The following is a 19,245-nucleotide window of genomic DNA, read 5'->3' as shown; positions in this document are numbered from 1 at the left end:
CATGAAAAAGATTCGAGGCCCAATGATCGAGGGACTATCCGGCAAACTGGTTTAGCAAATCAGCCAGAAGATCATAGGTTTCGCCAAACAGTTTTTCGGCATAAGGGGAAATAAGGAAAAGCAGGAATCCTACGGTAATAATCCCGGTAAAAAGGGTGATAGGAAAACCGATAGCGAAGATGGTTAACTGTGGCGCCAGCCGACTCAATAACCCAAGCGCCATGTTAATGGTGAGCAGTAATGTAATGAGCGGGAGTGCAAGCATCAGCCCGTTAGAGAAGATCCTTCCACCAGCGCCAGCGAGAGTCATAAAGACATTACCGCTGACAGGTGCAGCCCCAATCGGAATGGTATGAAAACTGTCAACCAGCAATGAAATCAGCCATAAATGCCCATTCATCGTCAGAAAAAGCAATAATGCCAGTAGGTTCATGAACCGGGATACGACTGGCATGTTGGGCCCACCGCTGGGGTCAAAGAACGTGGCGAATGACAGCCCCATTTGCAGACCGATAATCTCTCCTGCTAGTCGGATTGCCGCAAACGCCAGTTGCATGGTGAAACCCAACATGACGCCGATCACGACTTGCTGAAACAGCATCCATACACCTGCTGCAGAAAAGACAGGGATCGAGGAATGTGGGATATTTGGCGCAATGACAATAGTGATGAGCACGCCTATACCGATTTTCACTCGGCGGGTAATAGCCCGTTCGCTAAAAATAGGGGCAGTGCTAATCAGTGCCAGAATCCTGACCAGTGGCCAGAAAAATTGATTGAACCAGCCGATCATATCGATGCTGCTGAGGGTAACCATATCTACCCGATCATGTTAGGGAACTGGCTGAACATTGTACGCATGTAGTCGAGAATGACACTAAGCATCCAAGGCCCGGCGACCACAAGGGTAAAAAACACCGTAAGAACCTTGGGGATGAATGACAAGGTCATTTCGTTGATTTGTGTAGCCGCCTGAAGCATGCTGACAATCAAACCGCTAACTAGCGCAGCGATAAGAGGAGGGCCTGCCAGCATCAGCGCTATTTTCATTGCTTCATAGCCTAAAGCCATGACGGATTCAGGAGTCATACAGGCATTCCTCTGATGTGGTGGACAGCAGCGTCCGCACTAACTAAGTATAAAAACTCTGGGCCAGCGACCCCAGCAGTAATTGCCATCCGTCAACCAACACAAAAAGCATCAGTTTGAATGGCAACGAAATCGTCGCTGGAGGAACCATCATCATACCCAGTGCCATTAATACGCTGGCGACAACCAGGTCAATCAGCAGAAAAGGAATGAAAATCGTAAAACCAATCTGAAAGGCGGTTTTCAGTTCGCTGGTAACATAAGCCGGTACTAATACTCGCATCGGTACAGCTTCCGGGCCTTGCAGCGAGGGAATCTGAGCCAAACGGGTAAACAACGCTAAATCTGCTTCCCGGGTTTGCCGCAGCATAAACTCACGCAGCGGTTTTGAACCTTTATCAATAGCGACTTCCATGCTGATTTTGTCTTCACTGAACGGGCGATAAGCCTCATCGTAAATACGGTTCAGTACGGGCGACATAACAAAAAAAGTCAGAAACAGACTGAGACCTAGCAGAACCTGGTTAGGGGGTGCCGTGGGGGTTCCTAATGCGTTACGCAGCAAGCTCAGCACGATGATGATACGCGTAAAGCAGGTCATCATCAGCAGTACGGCGGGAATAAAGCTCAGCGCAGTGATGAAGATCAGTGTCTGAACGGGTAAGGACCAGCTCTGCCCACCATTAGGTAGTGGGTGGCTGATAATGCTTGGCAACTGTGCAAGTGCGTAAGGCGCAATCAGCAACAACATGAAGGCCGCAGGGTAACGAAGCAGGCGGAACCAGGGAGAAAGTGAAATCGGACGCAGGGGGGTACTCATTCGGTTTTTTCCGGACGCTTGGTCGCTTTCTTAAGGAACTGAAGAAAATCGGCTGGCGCAATACTTTCTGCCGACGGTACATCGTTAATGGGATGAGCGGGCAGGGTGTGCAAGTGGGTTATTTGTTGGGCTGTAACCCCCAATACAAGCCAGGTGTCATCAACTTCAACGATCACAATACGCTCACGCTGTCCAACTGGATAAGTCGACACCATTTTCATGACGTTGCTTTTCTTAGTCTGCGGCGCAAATCCCAGTTTTCGCAGTGCCCAGGCGACCAGTAAAATCAGCAATAACACGCCGCACAGGGCGGTACCCACTTGTGACAAGAGCGCACCGCCAGAAATAACGGATTCAGCAGCCACTGGTGGCTGCTGAATGGTCGATGTAGTCTGTTGTGCGGTGGTGCCAGCCATTAACGGCCTAGCCTGCGCATACGTTCTGATGGTGTAATAATATCGGTGATACGCACACCATACTTGTCGGAAACGACAACCACTTCACCCTGAGCAATCAGATACCCGTTAATCATGATATCCAGTGGCTCACCAGCCAAACCGTCTAGTGCCACGACAGAGCCCTGTGACAAGCGCAGTAGCTCCTTGATCGTCATTTTGGTGCGCCCTAACTCCACGGTCAATTTAACCGGGATATCCAAAATCAGGTCGATATCCTGCATTGACCCTTGGGTATCCTGCACATCAAAGTTTTTGAAGATATTATCAGTACTACCCGACGCGCCTTTTTCTGCCGACTGCTGCTCATTAAATGCATCAGCCCACAGATCGTCCACGGAATCCGTTTCTTCGGACGGTTTCTTGATGTCACTCATTGAGCGGTTCCTCGTCATTCAGAGAATTTAAAATGGGGTTAATCAAGTGTTCAACACGCAAGGCATACTGACCATCTAACGTACCGTATTGGCATGTCAATACAGGCACGCCATCCACATGTGCTACCAGGCGTTCAGGTTTATCAATCGGCAAAATATCTCCGGGCTTGAGTTTTAATACCTTTGACAGTCGAACCGGAATATCAACAAAGTTAGCAACCAGCTCTAACTCTGAGTGCTGTACCTGTTTTGCCAGTGTTTCACGCCAGTGCTGGTCTTCCTGCTGCGAGTTTTCCAGCGGCGGGTTGGCGAGCAATTCGCGTAAAGGTTCAATCATGGAGAATGGAATACAGATGCTGAATTCACCGGTCAGCGTACCAATTTCCAGATGGAAAGGGGTAGTTACCACGATATCGTTTGGCGATGTGGTGATATTGGTGAATTTTACCTGCATTTCCGAACGCACATACTCCACATCCAGCTTGTAAATCGCGTTCCAGGCGTCACTGTAGGATTCGAGAGCCAGTTTCAGCATACGACGCACTACGCGCTGCTCGGTATGTGTAAATTCTCGGCCTTCAACCTTGGTAGGAAAACGACCATCGCCACCAAACAGGTTGTCGACGGCAATGAAAACCAGACTGGGTGAAAACACGAATAGCGCAGTACCGCGCAAGGGCTTCAGGTGTATCAGGTTGAGGTTGGTTGGAACCGGCAGGTTACGTGCAAACTCATGATACGGCTGAATCTTGATAGCACCAACGGTAATATCAGGGCTACGACGAAGCAGGTTAAACAAGCCCATACGGAATTGGCGCGCGAAACGCTCGTTGATGATCTCCAGCGCTTGCAGACGCTCACGGATAACGCGTCGCTGTGTATTGGGATCATAGGGCTTAACATCCCCATCTTTTTGGGAAGCGGCGCTGCTGGCATCAGCGCTGCTATCACCACTGTCACCGTTTAGCAGAGCATCAATCTCTGCTTGTGAAAGAATGCTGTCACCCATAGTGATTACCGCAAAATAAAAGCAGTGAACAGGACATCGCTGACGACCTGGTTAGGTTGTCCAGGGACCAGCGGTGGGCTTAATACCTGCTTGATATCTTCAACCAGTTTTTGTTTACCTTGTTCCGTTGCCAGAACAGATGAGCTCTGGCGGGAAAACAGCATAATCAAACGACTGCGAATTTCCGGCAGATAGTTCGTCAGGCGTGCACGGGTTGCTTCATCCGGCAGTCGCAGGGTAATGCCCACGTACAACACCCGATCCGGGTTGTTATCTGGGGATAACAAGTTAACGGTGAATGTATCCAACGGCATGAATACAGGTGCCGGCGGCGGAGGCGGCTCGCTGGATGCCGTCTCGGTTTTTTTATGATTCAAGAACCACCAGCCAGCACCCGCCCCTGCTGTAGCTGCCAGGGCGATAACAATCAAGATTATCAGCCAGAGGGAGCGTTTTTTACCACCTGACTGGGCTTTCTTATTAGACGTAGCCAATGATGTATCCTGTTATTTATCAGTATCTCATGGCAATGTTAGCCATGAGATAAATGCGTGATATCATGATTATCCTGCCTATTCACCGCTTCAATACAATGAATAAACAATAAAAAAAGCGTTAACTTTTTCATTAGGCAAAGATATCAACGCCATTAAGCCCCGTTACCATTGATTGCAACTGTGCTGGTACAGCCAGTGTGTCCGCTTCAGCGCCTGTACGATCAGGTTGACCAAATTGCTGTTGGTAAGACGAAGCGTTGCCGCCGCCATTCCCGTTGGCATTACTTGCCACCTGTTGCTGGGACTGCTGCCAGCTGCTGGCGTCTGAGCCTACGCTGCTTTGTCCCAGATTGATACCATTCTCAGCCATGGCATTGCGCAGATGGGGGAGAGCGGATTCCAGTGCGGAACGCACCTGACTATTGCCAGAGACCAGATGAATCTGGGCCTGATTATCTTCGATTTTCAACGTAATATGCAGTGAACCGAGTTCTTCCGGGTGCAACTTCAGTTCTGCTGTCTGCTGCCCGTTACGGGTAAACATGACAACTTGCTGACCCAGTGCGTCATTCCACTGTTGAGTACCCAAAGGCGCACTAATCTGGCTGGTGACATGCTGCGCTGCCGGTTGGGTTGGCGCCGCATTACTGGCAAACAATGTAGATAGTGCTTGTAATGACGAGTGTGTGCCGGCATCGGCAGGCGCGGTGGCGGCAATCGGGTTGCTGGCACTGTCTTCTTTACGCGATACCAGCAGAGCATTCTCTTTGGATTGATCGTAGCTATTGTCAGTGGCGCGTAATCCAGCATTTGGGGCGGCAGCAACTGATGCACCGGTGCCAGACAGTGTTGAGCCGGTGTTATTTGTCGCTGTTGTAGAGGCGTTCAGCGCAAAATTGCCTTGTGCTGATGTGTCAGTGTTTTTCGTTGAGCTGATTAACGAACTCAGAACACTGTTGTCGCCTTTACCATTTTTCAGTGCATCCAGCGCATCAGATACAGATTGCGCTGAGCTTGTACCGTCAGTGGCTAATTTCCCCTGAGCAGAAGTCTGCGCCGGAATCATCGCAAACAACGCTTGCATCGCTAATGCGTCGGTATTCGTTGTTTTTTCGTCTTTTACGCTGTCTTTTTTCTGCGCTTTTGCCAGGAGCGACTCAAGGGAATTACCCGACTGTAGATCACTTAGTGTCAGCGTTCCTTTGGTCAAGGCGGTCAGGATGGCATTTAATTCATCACTGTTAGCCTCAATACCACTCTTTGCAAGAGCATCTTTGAATTCAGCCGCTTCCTGATCACTGATGACCGTTTTCTTGGCAGATTGCGTTGCAGAGAGTTTTTGCGAGAGTAATTGCACAAAATTCTCTGGCAGTTGATCCTTGCCCAGCAGCGCAAGTAGAGAGTTCCCCTGAGGCGTAGTCGTGCTGCTTGCGTCAATCGTTGTAGTGGTTGTCATTGCTGGCAAGTTCATAATTATGTTTTCCTCATTGATGCACGTTGGGCGAACTCATCCATCCGCTTTTGTTCCAGGCGATTTTCGTGTGCCAGCATTTTGGTTTGTTCACGTTGTTGCAGCGTACTAAATGCATTTAATCGCTGTTGCTTTTGCTGCCAGGCTTTCATCGCCTGCTCCAAACGAGAAGACCAATTTAATAACTGATTCTGATGCTGCTCAATCGCTTTTTCCAGAGTCAAAATAAATTGCTGATAATTCTGCCAGGCGGTATTGGCCATACCTTCGGTCATCGAATCGTTGAGCCGCTGGCGATAATCATCATGGTAGCCTAACAACATATTCAATTGCTGTTCAGCCTGTGAATAGGCTTTTTGCACCTGGCCCAGATGCGTTGTTGCCGCATCGACTTCCTTTTGAGCCAAATCACGGAGCATGACGAAGGTTGACTGAGTACTCATTCGCCCTCCTATCTATTATACGGGAAAATGTTATTGAGTGCCTGACAGGCTTCATCAAACGAACTGCGCTCAAACATTCCCTGCTGCAAAAAATGTTGCATTTGCGGATACAGCTGTATTGCCCGATCAAGCATCGGGTCACTACCCGCGGCATAGGCACCAACGCTAATCAGGTCACGATTGCGCTGATAACTGGATAACGACTGTTTGAACTGCCTCACTGCAGAATAATGGTTCTCATCGATTAATGCTGTCATAGCACGACTAATCGATGCCTCTATATCAATAGCCGGATAATGCCCGGATTCTGCCAACTGGCGGGACAACACAATGTGGCCGTCCAGAATCGCACGGGCTGAATCAGCAATCGGATCTTGCTGATCGTCGCCCTCGGTCAACACCGTATAAAACGCAGTGATCGAACCGCCGCCTGAAATACCGTTACCTGCACGTTCTACCAGCGCAGGCAGTTTTGCGAAAACTGAAGGCGGATAACCTTTAGTTGCCGGTGGTTCGCCAATTGCCAGCGCGATTTCACGCTGAGCCATCGCATAACGCGTTAGCGAATCCATAATTAACAATACATGATGTCCACGATCGCGGAAATCTTCTGCGATACGTGTAGCATAAGCCGCACCCTGCATACGCAGTAGGGGAGAGACATCCGCTGGTGCTGCGATCACCACCGAGCGGGCGAGCCCTTCGGTACCGAGAATGTTTTCAATGAAGTCTTTGACTTCACGTCCACGCTCCCCGATCAACCCAACAACAATAACATCAGCTTGAGTATAGCGCGCCATCATACCGAGTAGCACACTTTTACCCACGCCGGAGCCAGCGAAAAGCCCCATACGCTGACCTCGACCAACGGTCAGCAAGGCATTAATGGCCCGAACACCCACGTCCAGCACATGTTCGATGGGCGTGCGCTGAAGAGGGTTAAACGGTGCTGTCACCAGCGGAGCACTATAGCCGGTATCCGGCGTCGGCAGGCCATCCAGCGGTTTGGCGCTGCCATCCAGCACTCGTCCCAGCAATGCCGGGCCTAATGGCAATTGTTTACCCTGGCTGCTACCGGTCAGGCCAACACGCTCGTAGACACGAGCACCTGGGATGATGCCCTCGACTTCTTCAAGTGGCATCAGGAACAATTTCTGGCCATTAAATCCGACGACTTCACTTTCAACTTCGTCAACCTGATTGCCGGTTTGCCGTTCAATCAAACAGGTTGAGCCTAATGGCATATGAAGGCCAGTTGCTTCAAGCACCAATCCCGTTGCCCGCGTTAGCCGTCCGTAACGGCGTATTGAAGGCGTATTGGTGATGCGTTTCTCAAATGCATCAATGGAAGAAAGCCAACGGGAGAGACGCACTGTCATCAAAGTTCTCCCGGTGCGGCCAGTCGGCAAAGTTCATGCCAGCGTGTGGCAATACTCGCGTCGAGATCACCTTCTTCAGCGCTGACTTTGCATCCACCGGGGTGTAACTGATTATCCGCCAATAACCGCCAGCCATGCAGACTGAGGGTTGGGCCGAGGTGCTGATCCACCATTTCCAGGTCTGAAGGGTGCACCCGCAACTGCGGCTTACCGCTAAACATGGGCTCTTGCTGGATAAGCTGCTGTATTTGCCCCATTAATGCGGTTCCGTCACAAACCGGCGACTGTCCAATGACCTGCCTGGCGGCGGTTAAAGCCAGTTGCATCAGCCGTGAAACGATGACGCTGTCAAGAGAATCCAATGTTTGCTGGAATTCATTGACCATTTGCTGCATCTGGGCAATAACTGGCTGCTGCTGTTGGGCTGCATTTTGCAAGCCCTGCTGTGTACCCGCCTGGAGTCCATCCTGATAACCGGCTGCATATCCCTGTTGCTTACCTTCAGCAAATCCGGTTTCCCGAGCCTGTTGCAGCACTTGTTCGCGTAATGTTGCCAGGTCATCCTGCGGTTGCTGGAAATCAGACATGGCAAAAAAGCCGTTATCATCTTCTGACGACATCGCGGCTGACGCGGAAGAGGGCGCAGCCGGTGCTGCCGCCTCTTTAACTGCAGGGGCGGTAGGAGCGGAAAGGTCATCCAACTTCCACGGTTGCCAGTTAAGATCACTGGAAGAATTAGACAAACGCGTCATCACCACCACCGATAATCATTTCTCCGCTGTCTGCCAGACGACGCACAATAAGCAGAATGGCTTTCTGTTCGTTTTCCACCTGAGACATACGGACTGGGCCACGGGTTGCCAGGTCGTCGCGCAGAATTTCTGCCGCACGCTGCGACATGTTGCGCAGGAACTTCTCGCGCAACGGCTGATCGGCGCCTTTCAGGGCAACCAGCAAAGACTCGGACTCCACTTCCTGCAACAGACGTTGGATACTGCGGTCGTCCACTTCCACCAGGTTTTCGAACAGGAACATTTCGTCGATAATTTTCTGTGCCAGTTCGCCGTCGAATTCGCGTACCGCATCGATAACAGCTTCTTCGTGCTGCGTTTTCATCAGGTTGATGATTTCCGCCGCAGTACGAACACCACCCATCTTACTGCGTTTGAGGTTTTGACCATCCAACAGTCCGTTAAGCACTTCGGTCAATTCCGCCAATGCTGATGGCTGCACCCCACCAAAGGTGGCGATACGCAACATCACATCATTACGCATACGCTCATCGAAATGCGCCAGAATATCCGCTGCCTGCGCACGTTTTAGGTGCACCAGGATGGTCGCGATAATCTGCGGGTGCTCGTCGCGAATAAGGTCGGCCGCACTTTGCGGCTCCATGAAGTTGAGCGTTTCCATACCAGAAGACGTTTCTTTGCTTTCAAGAATGTCTTCCAGCAGGCTAGAGGCACGTTCTTCACCCAGTGCTTTCACCAGCACTGAGCGCAGGTAATCGCCGGCATTGACACCCAATGCGGCATACTGCTCGGCTTCAAGATCAAACTCGCGCAATACTTCCAGCAACTCGGATTGAGAGACCTGTTTCATGTTGGCCATCGCAGTACTGAGGTGCTGTACTTCACGCGTCGAAAGGTGCGTAAAAACTTCCGCTGCACGATCTTCGCCGATGGTCATTAACAAGACGGCGCTTTTTTCTGTACCTGTCAGACTCATAGTTCGTTACTCATCCAGTGGCGGATTACCAGTGCGACAACGCGAGGATCGTTCTCGGCCAGCTCACGAATACGCTGGCTGTGCAGCTCGGCATGGGCCCGCTGCTCGGATTTCTTCTGTATTTCCTCTTCCATTGCACTGATGGTGACGGAGACACCCGAATCCTGACCACGAAGCGCCGCAGCAGCCTCAGCAGCTTGTTGTATCTGAGCACGTTTTTGCAACTGTGGACGTACCAGTTTGCGATACATAATCCAGCCGACAATCAGTACCAGCAACCAGCGGCCTGCTTCAATCAGCAGATCGAAGAATGCCTGTTTCTTCCAGAAGGGCAGTTCACCTGCAGAGGTATCTGTGACGGTGAATGGCGTGTTGACTACGTTGACAGAGTCACCACGGTCACTGGAAAAGCCCATGGATTCACGGACTAACGCTTCAATTTTCTTGAGCTGCTCATCGCTGAGCGCGGCTGGTTTACCATCCTCACCTTGTGTGTAGTTAACCACAACTGCGACAGATAAACGCTGGACGCTCCCTGTGCTTTGTTTGGTATGCCGGATAGTACGGTCAACTTCATAGTTGATCGTCTGGTCGTGACGGCTATTGAATGTCTGGTTTGCCGAATTGCTTGCCGATGTTTGGGTATTGTTCCCCGCAGCATTAGCATTGTTCGCGTTATTGGTATTGTTAGCGTTATTGGCATTATTTGCGTTGTTTGCCGGCGGCGTTGAAATAGGTGCTGTCGGCGCAGGAGTCGGGGTATTAGACAGCGCGCCAGGCACACCACCTACATTGGGTCCACCACGCTGGTCGCTTTGACTGGTCTGTTGAGAACGTACTGCGGCCTGATTCGGCGTCTGGTTCGGTTGATATTGTTCATCAGTCTGCTCACGATTGGCGAAATCGATTTGAGCCGTGACCTGCGCATGCACATTACCCGCGCCAACAACCGGTGTCAGGATGGCTTCAATGCGACGTTGGTAATTACTTTCCACCTCGTTGGCATATTTCAACTGCGCGGCATTCAGATCGCGCCCTGAACCATCGTTTTGCGTCAGCAGTTTGCCAGTCTGATCAACAACGGTCACCTTGTCGGCTGGGAGTCCGGCTACACTGCTGGAAACGAGATAGGTAATCGCGTTGATTTGGCTATCATCCAGTGCACGACCTGGTTGCAGTGTGACGGTAACCGCCGCAGAGGGAGATTTCTGCTCACGTACGAACAGCGAGGGTTTAGGAATGGCAAGGTGAACGCGGGCGCTTTGGATTGGCCCCAGCGTTTCCATGGTTCTTGCCAGTTCACCTTCAAGGGCGCGCTGGTAGTTAATTTGCTCGCTGAACTGGCTGATACCGAATTTTTCTTGATCGAGCAGTTCGAAACCGACGGCACCACCTTTCGGCAAACCTTGCTGCGCCAGTTTCAATCGGGTGTCATAAACTTTGTCTGCCGGGACCAGAATGGCTGCACCGTTTTCCGCAAAGCGGTAGGGGATATTCATTTTGCCCAGTTCGGAAATAATACTGCCACCATCGCGCTCGTTCAGATTGGTATAGAGCACACGATAATCTGGGCCACGAGCCCACAAGGATAAGGCGACAACAATAGCAATCGTTGCTGCCGCAGCAATCAACAAAGGGATTTTAGGATTGGCGCGTAAACGGTTGAGTATCTCGCCAAAGCTTTTCCCTCCGGTAGCGGCTCCGGATGTTAAGGCGTTCATACTCTATCTCTGCCTGGTTGCTGAACGATATGGATAACGTTGTAACGTAACAAAACAGAACTCCCTGATTGCGCAATCATAAAAACTCATCACTTACATTTACCGGCATGCCATTATTTTCCGTAACGCGAAAATTGATGGGTCGATAAGCTGGCATTTTTAATGTCATTTATACGATTTACTACCTGATGGATATGATAGCGTAGTAAACCGGTAAAGAGATGTATGTGAAATAAACTGCGTTACCAGCGTTTTTTTCTTGCTGGTGTTATGTATGTTTATAATTTATTTGGTTTTTATTATGTTCTCAATCTTTAGTTGAGGAATAGGGCATGTCTATTCAGGGTATTGATGCGGTATTGCAACAAATGCAGGTCACCGCAACCAAAGCTGCCGGTGGGGTAGATTCCACCACGGCGTCGCAATCTGGCTTTGCCAGTGAGCTGAAAGCTGCAATTGAGAAAATCAACGAAACACGCACACAAGCTCAGGCACAAGGCGAGGCATTTACGTTAGGTAAGCCTGGGGTTGCCCTGAACGATGTGATGATTGATAACCAGAAGGCTTCCATTGCTTTGCAGATGGGCGTTCAGGTGCGCAATAAGCTGGTGTCGGCCTACCAGGAAGTGATGAATATGACGATATAATCGCAAGCCGGTCACATTGCGATGCAATCTGGGGGCGTTATATATTGCGCTTTGGTATCAGGGTGAATAGCCAGTGGTTATTCACCCTGGTTTTTAAGAAAAACGTATCGTTATAAACATCGTAGCGATGAGCCCGTTCTGCGTGGTCAGGGCTCGTCAGCGGATAAAGCGGCGGTGTGAATCAGGGCTGGGGTTTTCCAGGAAGAATATCGTTGGAAAACTCGGCATATGTATTATTGACCGATTTTTGATTTTGAGACTGCTGGATCAAGACCGCCAGCTCTTGCATTCTGTTTTGTAGCAGTTCCTTCACTTGCGCTTCCGTATCCAGTATATCCTGAAGCAGTTGCCGGAACTGTAATTGCACCGTGCTGGGGATATTGGCAGGGACTGTAATCTGGCTGATTCTCTCTATTGACTGAATATAAACAATTTCCTGTTCAACAACATCATCCCATAATCCATTGAGGGCCATGGTTCTGATATTCCGGATGAGTGTGAGTAACCCCTGATACTCAGTTAGTAATGGAGAGAGATTTTCCATTAGCGCGTTTCCGTCGTTGGTTGATAACCCGGCCCAATTTGTTTCCATGCATCCGCAATGTTATCAAGGAGAGCTTCCACTTCCATAATCGCCTGCAAGTCATTATTAATATTGGCATGCAATAATCGACGCACCATATAGTCGTAAAGGTCGGCGAGATTTTCTGCCAGTTCACCGCCGTTTTCCATATCTAATCCGAGCTTTAAGCCATTGCTGATAATGTCAATGGCTTTCGATAGCGCATTCCCTTTGCCGACGACATCATTCTGCTCAAGAAGAATTCTTGCCCGGACAAGTGCACTTTTAGTCCCGTCAAATAACATAACGATCAGCTGATGGGGGGTGGCGCTCATTACTGCGCTTTCCACACTCACCTGAGCATACGCCTGACTGGCACTCTTTCTATACATGACCATGCGTTGAATAACCGATTAATAATGATAAAAAATAATACTTATTGTTATCTGACGTGCCCCAAATAGAGCACGTCAGATACATCCGGGCTAATTAGCTACTGCTGGTTTTATTAAATTGCTGCGTCAGGTAACTACTGGTTGACGACAGTGTAGCCAGCAGGGTGTTAAGCTGGGTAAATTGAGTTTTATAACGACTCATCGTCGCATCAATACTGTCCTGAATACTGGCAAGCTGTTTCGTTACTGATGCCTGGCTAGTTTTGATGCTAGCCTGAGCTGATTTTATTAGGCCATCGCTTGAATCCAGCGTCTGGCTCAGATAATTACCTGCCTGCGTTGCAAATCCAGTAGTGGATCCGTTGCCGGCGAAGAATGTGGTTACACTACCAGCGCTGGTTTTCAGTGTATTTGTCAGTTTGGTGTTATCGACAAGCAGTTTGCCGTTATTGGTTGGGTCCTGAGTAATCCCCAGGTCAGCCATGGTATGCAGACTCCCACTACCACTTTGTAGGTTGGTCATCAGGCTCTGTAATTGACGTTGAATGGTACGAACGGTACTGTCACCAACCAGGGCACCATTACTGGCAGACTGAGTGCCGTTACTCTGCTCAGTGGATGTTGGGGCGGTATAAGTCGTCTGCTTGTTAATTGTATCCAGCACATTATTGTAAGCTGTGACCCAATTCTGGATCGCTTGTTGTGTACTGGTAGTATCTGAGGAAATGCTCAGACTTTCTGCAGACGAACCTGTCGCTGATGCCGCTTTAAGATTCAGCGTTACACCAGTGATAGCGGTAGTTACCGTATTACTCTGGCTAGTGACTGACATGCCATTAAGCGTAAATGACGCATCTTTGGCGGCTACCTGTTCAGTAAAGCTACCCAGTGAACTGGACAGATTACCGCTTACGGAGATGGTCATCGCCGACTTTGTACCGGTGTCTTTTGCGGTCAGCATCAGGTAGTTACTGGTGCCGTTATTAATGATACTGGCGCTAACGCCGCCACCGGCATTGTTAATAGCGTCACGAATGTCATTCAATGACGTTTTGTCATCCGTCAATGTAATGGTCAGTGGCGTAGACTGGCTGGATTGAGAAATCGTGATCGTACTGCTGGTGCTGGAGGTGCCGCCGGAGACCAGCGCGGTAGAGGCGCTGCTAAAAGCCCCAGAGATTTGCGATTGGGCCTGGGCGAGGTTATTAACAAAAATACTGTAAGTCCCTGCCACAGCCGTACTGTCTGTGCTGGCGCTGAATGCTGTGTTGGTACTTGTCACTGCAGTCGATGTAATGCTCTTCATATTCTGCAGCGTTGTGGTTGCCGTCTGCAGGCTCTTCATTGATGCTTCGACAGCGCTATAAGCTGTTGCTTGTGCACTCAGCGAGGTTTGCTTGTTTTGGTAAGGCGTCAAACGCTGTTCTTCGACGGTTTGCAGCTTGGTAAGCAGAGTGCTCAGGTCGAGTGAGGAACCACTGACCGAGGTACCCAAGTTCATACCTATCGAAGAGATAATGTCTGAGTTACTGCTAACCGTCGTAGCCATAGAAACACCCTTGCATTTAAATTGTGAACTGACAGTCTTATCGGCACTGTATCCGAAAAGTTTACAGGCGTAATGTAAATTTCAGCGTAATCGTTATTCACCTTGATTTCCATCACGCCTACCCACACTGGGGACTCTATCACGGTATTATGAACGTAATGCAAAGAAACATTGTTGCGTTCGCATCCAGGGCCCGGCTGGTAACACATCGAATGTCGTGCGCCTGAGCTCTGGTTATCACATTGCATGCGCGTTTTCCATCCATGGTTTTTTGCGACGACATCAGTAAAGGTGATGGCAGTTGCGCATAGCGAACGTTTATCCGGTTGGCTCTTTAGGATGGTTTGATAAGCCGTCATTTATAGAAGTAGGATGATTGGCGTATTCCGTCATCGCATTTTCCCCTCACTTTCCTCTTTGCAACGGCTGCGCAGTCTGGGTTTTTAAGGGAACCGCGAAAATTTCAAAAAAAAACTAAAGGTTGTTTTACCCCGGCCGATACAGTTAGTGACGGTGATGACACCGGGGGCAACAGCCCATCCCCATTAATAGAGATGAAAGGAATACAATTATGGCAGTCATTAATACTAACAGCATGTCGCTGTTGGCCCAGTCCAACCTGAACAAATCTCAATCATCCCTGCAGACTGCTATCGAACGTCTGTCCTCTGGTCTGGCTATCAACAGCGCCAAAGACAACGCAGCAGGTTCTGGTATCGTTAACGGCATGACTGCTCAGATCAAAGGTCTGACCCAGGCTTCCAAAAACGCCAACGACGGTGTATCTCTGGTTCAGACCGCTGAAGGTAACCTGGACACCATCAACGACAACTTGCAGCGTATTCGTGAGCTGGCCGTACAGGCAGCGAACGACACCAACGGTACTAACGACCGTTCTGCAATCCAGACTGAAATCAACCGTCGTGTTGACGAAATCAACCGTGTTGCTAGCAGCGCAAACTTCAACGGCAAAAAACTGCTGGACGGTTCTGTTACCGCTACTGGTTTCAACATTCAGGTTGGTGCCGGCACCACAACTAACGACTCCATCTCCGTTGGTAGCTCTGCACTGATCAACGCGACTGCTGGTGGCCTGGGTATCACCGCTACCAATACCGACGTGTCTACCTCTGCTGGCGCAACTGCTCTGGTTGCTGCAATCGACACAGCTCTGCAGACTGTAAACACCTCTAAGGCAAACATTGGTGCGACTCTGAACCGCTTCCAGTCTACCATTGACAACCTGAGCAACACCATCAACAACCTGAGCGGTGCTCGTAGCCGTATTCAGGATGCTGACTACGCGACCGAAGTATCTAACATGAGCCGTGCGCAGATTCTGCAGCAGGCTGGTACTTCTGTACTGGCTCAGGCTAACCAGGTTCCGCAGACTGTTCTGAAACTGTTGCAGTAATCTCGGTTTACGCAGTGATGAATTCAGAAACCAACCCTTAGGGGTTGGTTTTTTTTATTCTGTGATGTTATCGCGATAAATAAAATTATCAGAATAAAAATCGACTTCTTAAGCGATGAAATAGGGAAGTTATAATTTGATGCTCAGAGGATTGGTGAAAAAGGTTTTCTTATATACTGGAAGCAATTTTATCTCCGCATAAAGTATTGAAGGAAATGCCTTGTGACCATGCCAGATACACAGCCTTTAGCGAATAATACTGACCTGGGTGAAGATACTGGTAAAGCACCACTGAGTTCGATGTCACCTCCCATCCCTCATACCGCCCCCTTTCATTTGCAAGCCACAGCACATCTTTACGGTATCAAGTCCGCTGCGCCGGAAAAGGCGCGTGTACTTGAGATTGGGTGTAAAGATGGTGGCAATTTGTTGCCTTTTGCGCTGGCAAATCCACAGGCGCAGGCTGTCGGGGTCGATCTTGATGCGGAGCAAATTGAAAAAGGCAACGGACTGATACAGCAGCTCGAACTGGAGAACATTGCATTATTCGCACTGGACCTGGAGTCTCTACTGGCCTGCGATCCTGGGACATTCGATTACATTATTATCCACGGTCTGTTTAGTCTCATTGGCGGTGAAACGCGAGATGCCTTGCTGCGATTCTGCCATGAACATCTGACAACAGAAGGCATTGTCTGCTATTGCTACAATACTTACCCTGGATGGAAAACCGGCGAAATTCTACGAGATGCTATTCAACTTCATAGCGGTCTTGCTAGCGATGAACAGACGGCAAATGCCAGTGCCCGAGCCATGTTGACCTACATGTCTTTAGGGACTGCGCCGGATAACCCTCAAAATGCCGCACTGAAATCGTTCATTGAACAAGCTGAAAAACAGTCTGATGTAGACTTCGCGTTGCTCTATCTACAAGGGCTGAATCAGCCTTGCTATTTTGTTGATTTCTATTCACAAATTACGCAGGCGGGCTTCGCCTATGTAGGAGATGTTCGCGCATACACCGAGCTGGCGGAGCATTATGGCGATCAGGTTTCGCATTTGCATGAGACGATTTGCCCTGAAAATACGGTCTATTTGCGCCAGCAGTATCTGGATTTCGCCGTCAATCGTTCTCAGCGTTTTAGCATACTGGTTCCGCAGGAACGCGCAGGCGATATCCTGTCCGGGCCTGATCTGGCAAAACTTGCGGATTTCAATTGGGCTGGAAATTTTCAACGTGTCAGAGCCGATGGCAATCGAATATTAAATGCTCACACTTCCGGTAACGGCGAAACCATCAGTACTGACAACCCAGTGGTCTTGAGTATTCTCGATGCGTTAGGTGAGGCTTGGCCTGCCAGCTTGAGTCTGGATCAATTGGTCTTTAATACGCGTTTCCCGGAAAAAGAAACGGATAATCACCAGCAGGATGTGCTGGATGCACTCAGAAGTTTGTTTGCAAAAGGGATCGACGGCGTTTATATCCGGATAGGAAATTGTCCTTATCGTAACAGTCGGCATAAGACGCTGACTGGGTTGCCAGGCCTTGCTACAACAGATTTAGCATTCAATTTTTGGCATGAACCGGTTTCGCTCGATAGTGATGAGCGACTTTTTCTGCAGCAATTACCCCCATCGCTCAAGGATAACGACAACGCCTTTTATAGCCAACTCTGGGCGCTGCGTAATAAAGGCGTGGTATGGGGAACGCCACGGGCATGGCGAGATTACCTGCAGGAGGCGATAGTAAAAGCGGATGCCACGCAGGTTGCGGTCTATATTCAGTCACTGGTGGTGTACGTCAGTGAAACGAATGCGGGTGGCTTCATCGAACCAGAAAAGCCCGTGACACATAAAAAGAATAAACTACAGGATAAGAACCCGCTTAGTCGCAAGGTATACGAAGAGATGGATCGCCTCACTGCGCTGGGGCATTTCGCTGAAGTCAGAACGAAAGCGGAAGAAATTATCAGTACCTATCCAGATAACCTGAGTGTTTGGTACCCCTTTGTGAATACCTATGTGCGAACCGGTGATTTTGATGGCGCACTGGGCGTCATTACTCGGGCCATCGCACTGATGCCTTTTAACTGGGATTTCTATGTCGATTTATCGGTGTGCTTCTGGAAAAAGAATGAATGGCACCATGGCATGGCACTGACCAGAAAGGTACTGCGTTGTGATAAGCGAAAAGGGTTGGCGTGGGACACGTTGGCGGTATTGCTGAACATTACCCATAATCTTGATTCGGCGTTTATTTGTATGGAAAAAGCGCTGCAAATAGACCCTGAAAACCCCAACTTTATCAGCCATATGGGGATGATTTGCCATAATCTGGGCCGTAAGGACGCCATCAAGTATCACCGTAAAACGATTGAATTGATGCCAGAGGCGTTCCATCTGTACAGTAACTTGTTACTGGGGCTGTCCCATGATGTCGACGTGACGCCGCAAGCGTTGTATCAGGAGCATGTCTTATTTGGTAACCGCGTTGAAGCCGCTGCTGCGAATTATCATCAGCACTTTAGCTATATACAGAACAAAGATAGCCAACGCCCGTTACGCATTGGTTTTATTTCCGGCGATTTTGGTGATCATCCCGTAACCAACTTCCTGGAGCCTATCTGGAACTCGCTTGATCGCACTCTATTCTCGCTTTATGCCTATTCAAGTTTTCAACGTAATGATGCAAAGGCTGAAAGCTTAAAACAGACTGCAGCCAGTTGGCATAACGTCGATAAGATGGGCGACCTGGAACTGGCGATGCTCATCAATCAGGATGAGATAGACATCCTGATTGATCTGTCCGGTCATACGGCCTATAACCGCCTGCCGGTTTTGGCATTGAAGCCCGCACCGATCCAGATGACCTGGATAGGTTATCCCGGCACCACGGGGATGAAGACGGTTGACTACATTCTGCTTGATGTACATTACCGTCAAGGCGGGGCACTGGATCCGTATCTGACAGAAAAAATCATTTATTTGCCCTCGGTTAAATACTTTGAGCCGGTTAAAGACAGCCCAGATGTAAACGAGCTTCCGGCCTTAAAGAATGGCTATCTGACGTTTGCCAGTTTTAACCGCCCGCAGAAAATTTCTGATGAAACACTGGCTTTATGGGCTAATGTTCTGACGACAATACCGAATTCGCGTTTGATCATGGGATACATGACGGGCCAGGAAACAATAGATTATTTCCGTACACGGCTGCTTGAATATGGTGTCAACGAGGAACAGCTATCTTTCCGCATGCGGACCGGTTTGAAAGAGTATCTGGGAATGCACCGCGAAGTGGATTTATTGCTGGATACCTATCCGTATACCGGTGGTACGACGGTGAGTCATGCGGCCTGGATGGGCGTCCCTGTACTGACCCTTGAAGGGGAGTCTATCGCCTCACGGCAAGGCAGCGTCACGATGCGCATTCTGGGGCTGGATGACTTTATCTCGACGAGTGAAGACGAGTTTCTCCAAAAAGCGTTGTATTGGAGCCAGTCGTTAGAAAAACTGAGCGATGTGCGTGCCGGAATTCGGGGACGCATTGCTGCCAGAATGAACTCCGTCCTGTCTCCGTCTGTGTATTTCGAGCATGCGATACGCAACGCATGGCAGATGTACTGCGAAGGAAAAGAACCCAGTTCATTTAGCATTGACTGGGAAAGTGAGTCATAAAACTGACGAAGGTA

19 protein-coding genes are annotated in these 19,245 nt (G+C 49.5%); 3 read left to right on the top strand and 16 right to left on the bottom strand.

Features of this window, described 5'->3' with window-relative positions:
* Positions 1-34: 34 nt before the first annotated feature.
* The 13 genes from fliR to fliF all read right to left on the bottom strand — a co-directional run bounded on the left by fliR (position 35) and on the right by fliF (position 10,989).
* On the bottom strand, positions 35-817 hold the full coding sequence (fliR, locus tag LF929_RS13085) for a flagellar biosynthetic protein FliR (protein WP_038907562.1): 783 nt from the start codon (positions 815-817) through the stop codon (positions 35-37).
* A 2-nt stretch (positions 818-819) separates the two neighbouring features.
* On the bottom strand, positions 820-1,089 hold the full coding sequence (gene fliQ, locus LF929_RS13080; RefSeq protein ID WP_038904928.1) for a flagellar biosynthesis protein FliQ: 270 nt from the start codon (positions 1,087-1,089) through the stop codon (positions 820-822).
* Positions 1,090-1,132: 43 nt separating this feature from the next.
* A complete protein-coding gene (fliP, locus tag LF929_RS13075) occupies positions 1,133-1,840 on the bottom strand; it encodes a flagellar type III secretion system pore protein FliP (RefSeq protein ID WP_193744885.1) in 708 nt (235 codons plus the stop codon).
* 65 nt (positions 1,841-1,905) lie between these two features.
* A complete protein-coding gene (gene fliO, locus LF929_RS13070; protein ID WP_038904926.1) occupies positions 1,906-2,325 on the bottom strand; it encodes a flagellar biosynthetic protein FliO in 420 nt (139 codons plus the stop codon).
* Positions 2,325-2,741, bottom strand: a complete 417-nt coding sequence (gene fliN, locus LF929_RS13065) for a flagellar motor switch protein FliN (protein WP_016940902.1) — start codon at positions 2,739-2,741, stop codon at positions 2,325-2,327. Before fliN ends, fliO begins: the two co-directional genes overlap by 1 nt.
* A complete protein-coding gene (fliM, locus tag LF929_RS13060; RefSeq protein ID WP_038904925.1) occupies positions 2,734-3,750 on the bottom strand; it encodes a flagellar motor switch protein FliM in 1,017 nt (338 codons plus the stop codon). Before fliM ends, fliN begins: the two co-directional genes overlap by 8 nt.
* Before the next feature lie 5 nt (positions 3,751-3,755).
* Positions 3,756-4,244, bottom strand: a complete 489-nt coding sequence (gene fliL, locus LF929_RS13055; RefSeq protein ID WP_012884229.1) for a flagellar basal body-associated protein FliL — start codon at positions 4,242-4,244, stop codon at positions 3,756-3,758.
* A gap of 133 nt (positions 4,245-4,377) precedes the next feature.
* The gene (locus tag LF929_RS13050; RefSeq protein WP_226092947.1) at positions 4,378-5,718 is read right to left on the bottom strand and encodes a flagellar hook-length control protein FliK; all 1,341 of its coding nucleotides are present in this window, start codon (positions 5,716-5,718) and stop codon (positions 4,378-4,380) included.
* Positions 5,719-5,720: 2 nt separating this feature from the next.
* Positions 5,721-6,161, bottom strand: coding sequence for a flagellar export protein FliJ (gene fliJ, locus LF929_RS13045; RefSeq protein ID WP_038904922.1), 441 nt, complete (start codon positions 6,159-6,161; stop codon positions 5,721-5,723).
* A gap of 8 nt (positions 6,162-6,169) precedes the next feature.
* Positions 6,170-7,540 carry a flagellar protein export ATPase FliI gene (fliI, locus tag LF929_RS13040; protein ID WP_038904921.1) on the bottom strand — a complete coding sequence of 457 codons (1,371 nt, stop codon included), beginning with the start codon at positions 7,538-7,540 and terminating at the stop codon, positions 6,170-6,172.
* On the bottom strand, positions 7,540-8,283 hold the full coding sequence (fliH, locus tag LF929_RS13035; RefSeq protein ID WP_226092952.1) for a flagellar assembly protein FliH: 744 nt from the start codon (positions 8,281-8,283) through the stop codon (positions 7,540-7,542). The genes fliI and fliH overlap by 1 nt, the downstream gene beginning before the upstream one ends.
* Positions 8,276-9,268, bottom strand: coding sequence for a flagellar motor switch protein FliG (gene fliG / locus LF929_RS13030; protein WP_038904920.1), 993 nt, complete (start codon positions 9,266-9,268; stop codon positions 8,276-8,278). The genes fliH and fliG overlap by 8 nt, the downstream gene beginning before the upstream one ends.
* Positions 9,265-10,989: a flagellar basal-body MS-ring/collar protein FliF gene (fliF, locus tag LF929_RS13025; protein WP_038907566.1), complete on the bottom strand. Its 1,725-nt coding sequence runs from the start codon at positions 10,987-10,989 to the stop codon at positions 9,265-9,267. The genes fliG and fliF overlap by 4 nt, the downstream gene beginning before the upstream one ends.
* A 332-nt stretch (positions 10,990-11,321) precedes the next feature.
* Here fliF and fliE point away from each other — a divergent pair, with 332 nt between their 5' ends.
* Positions 11,322-11,636: a flagellar hook-basal body complex protein FliE gene (gene fliE / locus LF929_RS13020; protein WP_038904918.1), complete on the top strand. Its 315-nt coding sequence runs from the start codon at positions 11,322-11,324 to the stop codon at positions 11,634-11,636.
* 181 nt (positions 11,637-11,817) lie between these two features.
* Here the strand turns inward: fliE and fliT are convergent, their stop codons facing one another.
* The 3 genes from fliT to fliD form a co-directional block, all read right to left on the bottom strand.
* On the bottom strand, positions 11,818-12,180 hold the full coding sequence (fliT, locus tag LF929_RS13015; protein WP_038907567.1) for a flagellar protein FliT: 363 nt from the start codon (positions 12,178-12,180) through the stop codon (positions 11,818-11,820).
* A complete protein-coding gene (gene fliS, locus LF929_RS13010) occupies positions 12,180-12,590 on the bottom strand; it encodes a flagellar export chaperone FliS (RefSeq protein WP_038907568.1) in 411 nt (136 codons plus the stop codon). The genes fliT and fliS overlap by 1 nt, the downstream gene beginning before the upstream one ends.
* A gap of 97 nt (positions 12,591-12,687) precedes the next feature.
* Positions 12,688-14,142: a flagellar filament capping protein FliD gene (gene fliD, locus LF929_RS13005; protein WP_210174263.1), complete on the bottom strand. Its 1,455-nt coding sequence runs from the start codon at positions 14,140-14,142 to the stop codon at positions 12,688-12,690.
* Between the two features lie 571 nt (positions 14,143-14,713).
* Here fliD and LF929_RS13000 point away from each other — a divergent pair.
* Both LF929_RS13000 and LF929_RS12995 read left to right on the top strand, forming a co-directional pair.
* Entirely contained in the window at positions 14,714-15,556 is an 843-nt protein-coding gene (locus LF929_RS13000) for a flagellin (protein WP_246753575.1), read from the top strand.
* A 228-nt stretch (positions 15,557-15,784) separates the two neighbouring features.
* Positions 15,785-19,231 (top strand): methyltransferase regulatory domain-containing protein, encoded by a 3,447-nt coding sequence (locus LF929_RS12995; RefSeq protein ID WP_210174329.1) that lies wholly within the window; start codon positions 15,785-15,787, stop codon positions 19,229-19,231.
* The last annotated feature ends 14 nt before the right edge of the window (positions 19,232-19,245 follow it).

Source organism: Dickeya oryzae, assembly GCF_020406815.2.
Lineage (GTDB): Bacteria > Pseudomonadota > Gammaproteobacteria > Enterobacterales > Enterobacteriaceae > Dickeya > Dickeya oryzae.
This window is presented reverse-complemented; position numbering and strand designations above follow the sequence as displayed.